The sequence below is a fragment of the Vibrio sp. V23_P3S9T160 genome, from assembly GCF_963886625.1.
Taxonomy (GTDB): Bacteria; Pseudomonadota; Gammaproteobacteria; order Enterobacterales; family Vibrionaceae; genus Vibrio; species Vibrio anguillarum.
Window position 1 is genome coordinate 1 of sequence record NZ_CAWPDB010000019.1, and the last position, 8,870, is coordinate 8,870.

Consider the following 8,870-nt stretch of genomic DNA (forward strand, 5'->3'; position numbering starts at 1 on the left):
ATTTGTTCGAACAGAAAAAAGCCAAAAGACGCTAAAAATCGACTTTTTATTTACAATTTTTTAAAGTTATCACTAAAAAGAGATACTTTTTGCCAGTTTGTGTACTCAACTTCTTTTGAGGTGTCAGTTTCACCGCCAGTCAATGACATGATGAAACGAATCATCACCTTATCGAAAAAGTGATAACGTGGATAGTAAAGAGCACCAGCGAAAACTCCGATTAGCTTGGGTTGCCATGCTGATTTACTGAGAAAGGTTTTAATATAGACACTTCCTTCTGGAGTATCTTTACCCTGCGCTTCTTTTCTTGCAGTTAAGTTGACACAAAAGAACGCCGCTTTAGCGAGTGCTAATTGCTCGGCATGTTTTTCTATAAATTGATAAAGCTTTTTATTTAAATGTCCGTAGCGAATAGAAGCACCAATTAAGACTCGATCGTAAAGAGCTAAATCAATATCCTCAATTTGATGTAAATCGGCAAGTTTGCAATCAAACTCAGAAAGTTCCTCTTTTATATAGTTAAGAATTTTCTTGGTTTGACCTTCACGGGAAGAATAGAGAAAAAGAGCTTTTTGCACGGGATATCCTTAACTGCGCCAAAACGTAGGGGTAAGCAGTATTAATAGTGTAAAAATTTCTAAGCGACCAAAGAGCATCGAAACAACCAATACCCATTTTGCACTGTCATTAACATCCGCAAAGTGTACGGAGACTTGACCCAATCCAGGCCCTAAGTTATTCAATGTTGCCGCGACGGCAGAAAATGCACTCAGTTCATCCATCCCTGTTGCGATCAATGCCAACATACACGCCACGAAGACCAGTGCGTACGCTGAGAAAAATCCCCAAACCGCGTCAACAACTCGCTGTGAAAGAGCACTTCCGCCCACCTTAATCGTATACACGGCTCTTGGGTGGATAAGGCGTTTCATCTCACGAGCACCTTGTAAGGTAAGCAATAAGATACGGATCACTTTCATGCCACCGCCCGTAGAGCCAGCACACCCACCTATAAATGAAGAAAACAACAATAATACAGGTAAGAATAACGGCCAATCTGCAAAACCTGTTGTGGTAAAGCCTGCCGTCGTCGAAATGGATACCGTTTGAAATAGCGCCTGATCAAAAGCGTCATAAAAAGAGTCGTAAGAATGGTGTTTGAGTAAAATCGAAAAGCAAACCGCAAACAAAATGACTTGTATAAGAGCGAAAGCTCTAAACTCTGGATCTTTAAGGTAATATTTTGGATGAACACCACCTGTCGCAAACGCCGCGTAATGGAGCGTAAAATTACAGGCTGAAATGAGCAAAAAAACAACCGTAATTAAATTGATTGCATAACTGTCAAAATACCCCATGCTTGCATCATGAGTCGAAAACCCACCAATAGCGATCGTAGAGAAGCTATGACAAATCGCATCAAATAGGGTCATCCCTGCTGCCCAAAAAGCAGTCGCGCAGGCAATCGTTAAGCTTAAATAGATGTACCAAAGTGCTTTAGCGGTTTCGGCGATTCTTGGAGTGACTTTAGTATCTTTGACCGGGCCTGGAATTTCGGCTCGATATAACTGCATTCCCCCAATTCCCAATACTGGCAAAATGGCCACCGCTAGAACGATGATCCCCATCCCACCAAACCATTGTAAAAACTGCCGATAGAACAAAATCGCTTTAGGTAATTCATCTAACCCAACAATGACGGTTGCTCCGGTGGTGGTTAATGCTGAAAATGATTCAAAAAACGCATCAGTAACCGATACATTAGGGTTATCCGCCAACCAAAACGGTAATGAACCCGCACTACCGATAACCGTCCAAAACAGTACAACGATCAAAAAACCGTCTCTGGCTTTCAATTCATGTCGATAGCGGCGGTTTGGAAACCAAAAAAAACCGCCACACATCAACAATACAAAAAAGGTCGTGACAAAAGGTACACCTGCACCATCGCGGTACAGCAAAGCCACCAGCGCAGGGGCAAGCATAGAGACACTAAATAGCGCGAGCAAAAGCCCGACGATACGAATAATAGATCGAATTTGCATTGCTTTTTCTGAAGCGAAGCTTCTGACTTCCTAATTATTTTTTATGGCGGTCACTACAGCTTTTGCACCGCTTTTATTAATGATAGTTTGAGTAAAGGCATCAAGATGGCGCAATTCTATCTCAACAAGAAATTTAACCTGTTCTTTATAATCGGCTTCGACTTCTAATGCTTCATACTGCGCGATGATGGATTGAGCAATCGGCACAAAACCGTAGTCTAACGTTAGGGATAATTTTGTGGTGATTTTTTTCTCAATAGTTTGAAGCTGCTTGAGTGCTTGTTGTACTCCGCCACCATAAGCTTTAACTAACCCACCAGTGCCAAGACGAATCCCACCATAATAACGAGTGACGACGGCCGTTAACTCCCCGACACTCGATCCGGCTAGCTGCGCCAATATCGGTTTGCCCGCCGTCCCTGATGGCTCACCATCATCACTAAAACCCCACAACATCGAATCTTCCGGTCGTCCGGCAACAAAGCCCCAGCAGTTATGTCTGGCGTCGCTATGTTTTGTCTTTATTTGCGCAACGAAGGCTTTGGCAGCATCTACACTCGGAGTATGGGCCAAATAGGTAATAAAGAGGCTTTTTTTGATTTCCTCTTCAAATTGGGTGGGCAACGCTGGAATTAAATAAGGTTGTTCGTTCATGTGAAATCATAGATCGAGCGGATGGCAAGAGTGTAACACGTGCACTTAAAAAAGCAGCGCTGATCTCCATTCGCACTCAATGTTAAACAGTTGTTTAAAAAATGTATTGAAATTAAACAATCCTCAGGTCAAACTAAACCGACTGGTCAAACCAGAACCATTAATACAACAAAAACTCTCACACACGATCTTAAGGTTGTATGTCACGGAGATAGACAATGATTTACCAAGCCAACACCCTACAGGTAAAGGAATTACAAGATGGTATTGCGGAGTTGCGTTTCTGCTCCAAGGAGTCAGTGAACAAACTTGACCTTGCCACTCTTGAATCGCTCAACCATGCACTTGATGCCCTAAAAGCCCACCAAGGACTGAAAGGCCTTATTCTTACTTCCGATAAAGAATCTTTTATTGTCGGGGCTGATATCACTGAGTTTTTAGGCCTCTTTGCTAAACCTGCGCAAGAACTCGACCAATGGCTGCAATTTGCCAATAGCATTTTCAACAAACTAGAAGATCTACCCGTTCCGACACTAGCCGCTTTAACAGGGCACGCGCTAGGCGGTGGATGTGAGTGTGTACTCGCTACCGATTTCCGTATTGGTGACGCAACCACCAGCATAGGATTACCGGAAACAAAGCTTGGTATTATGCCGGGGTTCGGTGGCTGTGTGCGTCTGCCTCGTGTAATTGGTGCCGACAATGCTATGGAAGTGATCACTCAAGGCAAAGCATGTCGTGCTGAAGAAGCCCTTAAAATTGGGCTGCTCGATGCGATTGTTGATAGCGACAAACTGCTTGAGTCAGCACTCAAAACCATCACATCGGCCATCAATGAAACCGTTGATTGGAAAATGCGTCGCCAGCAAAAAATGTCCGCGCTGACACTCAGCAAATTAGAAGCCATGATGAGCTTCACCATGGCCAAAGGCTTGGTTGCACAGCATGCCGGACCTCATTATCCAGCGCCAATAACCGCTGTTATTGCAATAGAAGAAGCCGCGCGCTGTAGCCGTGATGAAGCATTGGCCATTGAGCGTAAACACTTCGTTAAGCTCGCTCATTCTGAAGCGGCGAAATCCTTGGTCGGTTTATTCCTCAACGACCAATATATTAAAGCACTGGCAAAAAAAGCGGCTAAATCAGCCAATAAAGAAACCGGACGAGCGGCGGTACTTGGTGCGGGGATCATGGGCGGCGGCATTGCTTATCAATCGGCAGTAAAAGGCGTGCCTGTTTTGATGAAAGATATTGCTCAATCGTCCCTTAATTTAGGTATGACCGAGGCATCTAAGTTACTTAACAAGCAGCTAGAGCGCGGAAAAATTGATGGTTTTAAAATGGCCAGTGTGCTGGCATCGATTACGCCTAGCCTGCATTATGCGGGGATTGAGCAAGCGGATGTGATTGTTGAAGCTGTGGTTGAAAACCCGAAAATCAAAGCCGCGGTACTAAGTGAAGTCGAAGCCAATGTTGGTGAGGATGCGGTTATCACCTCGAACACCTCAACCATTCCAATCAACCTACTGGCCAAATCACTCAAACGTCCAGAAAACTTCTGTGGTATGCACTTTTTTAACCCAGTACATCGTATGCCATTGGTGGAAATTATTCGTGGTGAACACACTTCCGATGAAACCATCAATCGAGTTGTCGCTTACGCGGCCAAAATGGGTAAATCCCCCATCGTGGTCAATGACTGCCCTGGGTTCTTCGTAAACCGCGTACTTTTCCCTTACTTTGGTGGCTTTAGTTTATTACTGCGCGATGGCGCTGATTTCACTCAAATCGATAAAGTGATGGAACGTAAGTTTGGTTGGCCAATGGGCCCTGCTTATCTTCTAGATGTGGTCGGTATTGATACCGCTCACCATGCACAAGCAGTAATGGCACAAGGTTTCCCCGAACGTATGGGTAAACAGGGCCGCGATGCTATTGATGCACTGTTTGACGCCAATAAATATGGCCAGAAAAATGGCAGCGGTTTCTATCAATACACTTTAGATAAGAAAGGCAAACCGAAGAAAACTTTCTCTGAAGAGGTTCTCACTGTTCTTAACGTAGAATGTGGTGATAAACGTACTTTTGATGATCAAACCATCATTGAGCGCATGATGATTCCGATGATCAATGAAGTGGCACTCTGTTTAGAAGAGAAGATCATCGCTTCACCCCAAGAAGCGGATATGGCGTTGGTGTACGGCTTGGGGTTCCCTCCTTTTAGAGGCGGCGTATTCCGCTATCTCGATAGTCTTGGCTTACAAAACTACGTTGCAATGGCAAGCCAATACCAAGCATTGGGCGCGATGTATCATGTACCTCAACTGCTGCTTGATATGGCAGAAAAAGGCGAGACCTTCTACGGTACTCAACAAGCAAGTTCTATCTAAGGAGAGATGTCCAAATGACTTCACATAAGAGAAATGTCGTAATTGTTGATTGCCTACGCACCCCGATGGGTCGTTCAAAAGGTGGGGCATTTCGTCATACTCGTGCGGAAGATTTATCTGCACATCTGATGAAAGGCATTTTAGCCCGTAATCCACAAGTCAACCCAAAAGAGATCGAAGATATCTACTGGGGTTGTGTGCAACAAACCTTAGAACAAGGCTTTAACGTCGCGCGTAATGCGGCACTGTTGGCTGGCTTGCCGATTGAAATTGGTGCCGTCACCGTTAACCGTTTATGTGGTTCATCAATGCAAGCACTGCATGATGCCACCCGCGCCATTATGGTTGGTGATGCTGAAATCTGCCTTGTGGGCGGCGTTGAGCATATGGGACACGTACCGATGAACCATGGCGTTGATTTCCATCCTGGCATGTCAAAAACCGTTGCCAAAGCTGCGGGGATGATGGGGTTAACGGCTGAGATGTTAGGTAAAATGCACGGCATTAGCCGTGAGCAACAAGATGCCTTTGCCGCTCGTTCGCATCAACGCGCTTACGCAGCAACCGTTGAAGGCCGCTTCAAAAATGAAATCCTTCCCACCGAGGCTCATGCTGAAGATGGTACTCTGTTCACGCTGGATTTTGATGAAGTGATCCGCCCAGAAACCACTGTTGAAGGGCTAGCACAGTTGCGTCCTGTTTTTGACCCAGCCAATGGTACTGTAACGGCAGGCACCTCATCGGCTCTGTCCGATGGCGCATCGGCAATGTTGATCATGAGCGAAGAGAAAGCCAATGCGCTTGGCTTAAAGATTCGTGCGCGCGTGAAATCAATGGCCGTCGCTGGTTGCGATCCTTCAATTATGGGTTACGGGCCAGTTCCGGCGACCCATAAAGCGCTACAGCGTGCAGGCCTCACCATGCAAGATATGGATGTGATTGAGTTAAACGAAGCGTTTGCAGCTCAATCTCTACCTTGCGCGAAAGATCTCGGTTTGCTCGATGTAGTGGATGAGAAGGTTAACCTAAACGGAGGGGCGATCGCACTGGGTCACCCTCTCGGGTGTTCTGGCACGCGCATCTCCACCACACTGATTAACTTGATGGAAGCGAAAGACGCCAAATATGGTCTAGCAACGATGTGCATTGGTTTAGGCCAAGGCATTGCGACTATTTTTGAGCGCCCATAACCATTCTGTTTTTCTTCTCACTGAAGAGTCTTTTAAGAGCCAGCACTGCTGGCTCTTCTTATTAGGTTATTTAGCTTGAAGCCAATCACGATAAAGTTGATCGCTACTGCCCAGATAATTTACCATCCACTCGATCAATTTATGATTATCATCTTTACGCCATACTAAACAGCATTGACTAAGCAGTTTATCAACGGTGAGAACCCGTTCAACCAACCCACCATCAACAATCAAAGGTTGTGCAATGTGTCTTGGCATGTAGCCCACACCGACTTCATTTTTTAAGCATTCAATCGCACTATACCAATTAGGTAAAAGTAAGCGCCGTTGCTGCGGGTAGTGATCCGTATGCCGCTTGGGTAATACACTTGACGTGTCATCCAAACAAATCGCCGGGAACTGACTGACAAAATCTTCGCTTAAATTGGGCTCTTGAGCACAAGGGTGATGAGGAGACATTACAAATGCCCAATCCAACACCCCCATGTCACGCACTTCAAAATCACCACCGACAGGAATCGCAGAGGTTGCACCAATCACAATGTCAGCTCGACCTTGCGCAATAGCTTCCCATGAGCCATTAAACACTTCCATGTTGATTTGCAGCTCAGCAAACTCAAACGTGCGATAAAAATCTTCCACCAGCGGTTTCATTTTGTCGAGTTTAACCACGTTATCAAGCGTCAATTTTAGCGTTTTCTGCCAACCATGCGCCGCGCGTTTAGTTTGTAAACGAATCTCTTCCATCTGCCTAAGCAATTGGCGAGCCTCCACCATAAACAGCTCACCAGCGGGCGTCAGTTCCACCTTTCTAGGTAAACGGCGAAACAGCAGCACATCCAAATCTTGTTCGACTTGGCGAACGCCGTAGCTGATCGCTGACGGCACTTTATGCAAAACCTCCGCAGCGGCGGTAAAACTACCCAACCGTGCGACAGTATCAAGCATTTCTAATGAGGATTTAGAAAACATAAGCCTTCAATTTTTTTGATGAATAACCAACAAATTTAGCGTTTCATTTAATATTAAACGAAAAATAGAATAGATGAGTAGATAAATTAAGGTTGGCATAGATTAATGCTGGTCAAATATTGATTAATTTTTTTGAATGGTAATAAAAATGAAAGCATCAAAATTACAGTTACTGTACTTAGCCGCGCTCTCTATGCTTGGCTTCATTGCCACAGACATGTACCTCCCTGCCTTTAAAGCGATGGAAATGGACTTTGCCACAGGGCCAGAGCAAATAGCCTTGTCTCTCACCGTTTTTCTGGTTGGCATGGCATTAGGTCAACTGGTGTGGGGCTTAGCTTCCGATAAATATGGTCACCGTAACACTTTAGCGGCTGGCCTAGTTCTCTTCACATTGGCATCATTTGGTTTAGCTTTTAGCGAGCAGGTGTGGCAATTATTAGCGTTACGCTTTGTGCAAGCTTTAGGGGTGTGTGCTCCCGCAGTGATCTGGCAAGCAATGGTAATTCAGCGCTACCCAGCTAAAACAAGCCAGCAAATATTCGCCACAATCATGCCTTTAGTCGCACTTTCACCCGCGCTTGCACCTCAATTAGGCGTCTTACTGGCCGATAACTTTGGTTGGCACAGTATTTTTGTGACATTGACATTAATGGGCGTTGTACTTGTCGCCTGTACTTTTGCTCAAAAAAATGAGCAATCACAACCCAAACAAACCTCAATTAAGCAAGATATCAAAGCTCTGCTCAGCACTAAAACCTACTTGGGTAATGTGATGATGTTTGCTTGCGCTTCTGCGGCCTTCTTTGCTTACTTGACTGGGATGCCAGAGATTATGGCGCGCCTTGGTTATGCCGCTAAAGATATCGGTTTGAGTTTTATTCCTCAAACGATCGCTTTCATGGTTGGTGGCTACTTAGGTAAGGTGGGAGTGAATAAATTTGGTGACGAAAAAGTGCTCAAGCAGTTGATTGGCCTCTTCAGCGTTGCCACTTTATTAGTATTCATTGCCTCACAGTGGCAACTGACCTCAATTTGGCCAATTTTGGCACCGTTTTGCTTAATAGCAGTTGCCAACGGAGCGCTTTACCCTATCGTGGTGAACCGCGCACTATCGAGTGCCAAACAAAGCCCAGCCACTGCAGCGGGTTTACAAAATAGCTTACAAATCTGCGTTAGTAGTTTAGCCAGCGCATTGGTCGCAACGTTGGCCAGCCAAGCACAAATGGTGACGGGTATTGCAATTATGATTTGTATGGGCGGACTATGGATTGGTTATATCGTCTCGAACCGCGAACTTTCTCAACACTTCACCACACCAGATAATGCACGCGTAGTCAGCGATGAAGAGTAAGTCTTTTAATAAGAACTGATACAAAAAGCCGCTCATGATGAGCTAATGCCGTTCACTTAAGAGTGAACGGCATTTTTGTTCTTAGCATACCGTTGTGGTCTAGGCTTAACTGTTCTAGGGAATGTTCTTTCCCTTCGCCCTTCAAGTATTAAGCTTTCAGCCATGTTGTGAAAACCCTTTAACTGACGAGGTATTGCTCCTGGTGTTGAGTAAGGTAAGCCTACAAGTAACGCAGATACATGAGCTAATGTGCCGTTAAAACTCA

The 8,870-nt window shown here is 45.1% G+C and carries 7 protein-coding genes and 1 pseudogene; 3 read left to right on the forward strand and 5 right to left on the reverse strand.

All coding sequences use genetic code 11. The features are described from left to right. Positions 1 to 50 precede the first annotated feature (50 nt). Genes hemG through AACU59_RS01150 form a run of 3 tightly spaced genes read right to left on the reverse strand, consistent with a single transcriptional unit; the run spans position 51 to position 2,699 of the window. A complete protein-coding gene (gene hemG / locus AACU59_RS01140) occupies positions 51 to 578 on the reverse strand; it encodes a menaquinone-dependent protoporphyrinogen IX dehydrogenase (RefSeq protein ID WP_161437771.1) in 528 nt (175 codons plus the stop codon). 9 nt (positions 579 to 587) lie between these two features. Further along, positions 588 to 2,045, reverse strand: coding sequence for a TrkH family potassium uptake protein (locus tag AACU59_RS01145; protein WP_017046377.1), 1,458 nt, complete (start codon positions 2,043 to 2,045; stop codon positions 588 to 590). A gap of 30 nt (positions 2,046 to 2,075) precedes the next feature. After that, positions 2,076 to 2,699 (reverse strand): YigZ family protein, encoded by a 624-nt coding sequence (locus AACU59_RS01150; protein ID WP_013855603.1) that lies wholly within the window; start codon positions 2,697 to 2,699, stop codon positions 2,076 to 2,078. A 218-nt stretch (positions 2,700 to 2,917) separates the two neighbouring features. Here AACU59_RS01150 and fadB point away from each other — a divergent pair, with 218 nt between their 5' ends. Then, positions 2,918 to 5,089 carry a fatty acid oxidation complex subunit alpha FadB gene (fadB, locus tag AACU59_RS01155; RefSeq protein ID WP_064626100.1) on the forward strand — a complete coding sequence of 724 codons (2,172 nt, stop codon included), beginning with the start codon at positions 2,918 to 2,920 and terminating at the stop codon, positions 5,087 to 5,089. Between the two features lie 14 nt (positions 5,090 to 5,103). Further along, positions 5,104 to 6,279 (forward strand): acetyl-CoA C-acyltransferase FadA, encoded by a 1,176-nt coding sequence (gene fadA / locus AACU59_RS01160; RefSeq protein WP_017046375.1) that lies wholly within the window; start codon positions 5,104 to 5,106, stop codon positions 6,277 to 6,279. Between the two features lie 66 nt (positions 6,280 to 6,345). Here fadA and punR read toward each other — a convergent pair whose 3' ends face one another. After that, positions 6,346 to 7,251, reverse strand: a complete 906-nt coding sequence (punR, locus tag AACU59_RS01165) for a DNA-binding transcriptional activator PunR (RefSeq protein ID WP_094145841.1) — start codon at positions 7,249 to 7,251, stop codon at positions 6,346 to 6,348. 148 nt (positions 7,252 to 7,399) lie between these two features. On the opposite strand from punR, the gene punC reads away from it, so the two are divergent. Next, complete coding sequence (gene punC, locus AACU59_RS01170; RefSeq protein WP_094145840.1) at positions 7,400 to 8,605, forward strand: purine nucleoside transporter PunC; 1,206 nt, start codon at positions 7,400 to 7,402, stop codon at positions 8,603 to 8,605. A gap of 56 nt (positions 8,606 to 8,661) precedes the next feature. Here the strand turns inward: punC and AACU59_RS01175 are convergent. Then, positions 8,662 to 8,870: pseudogene (locus AACU59_RS01175) on the reverse strand (IS4 family transposase); the annotation flags it as partial.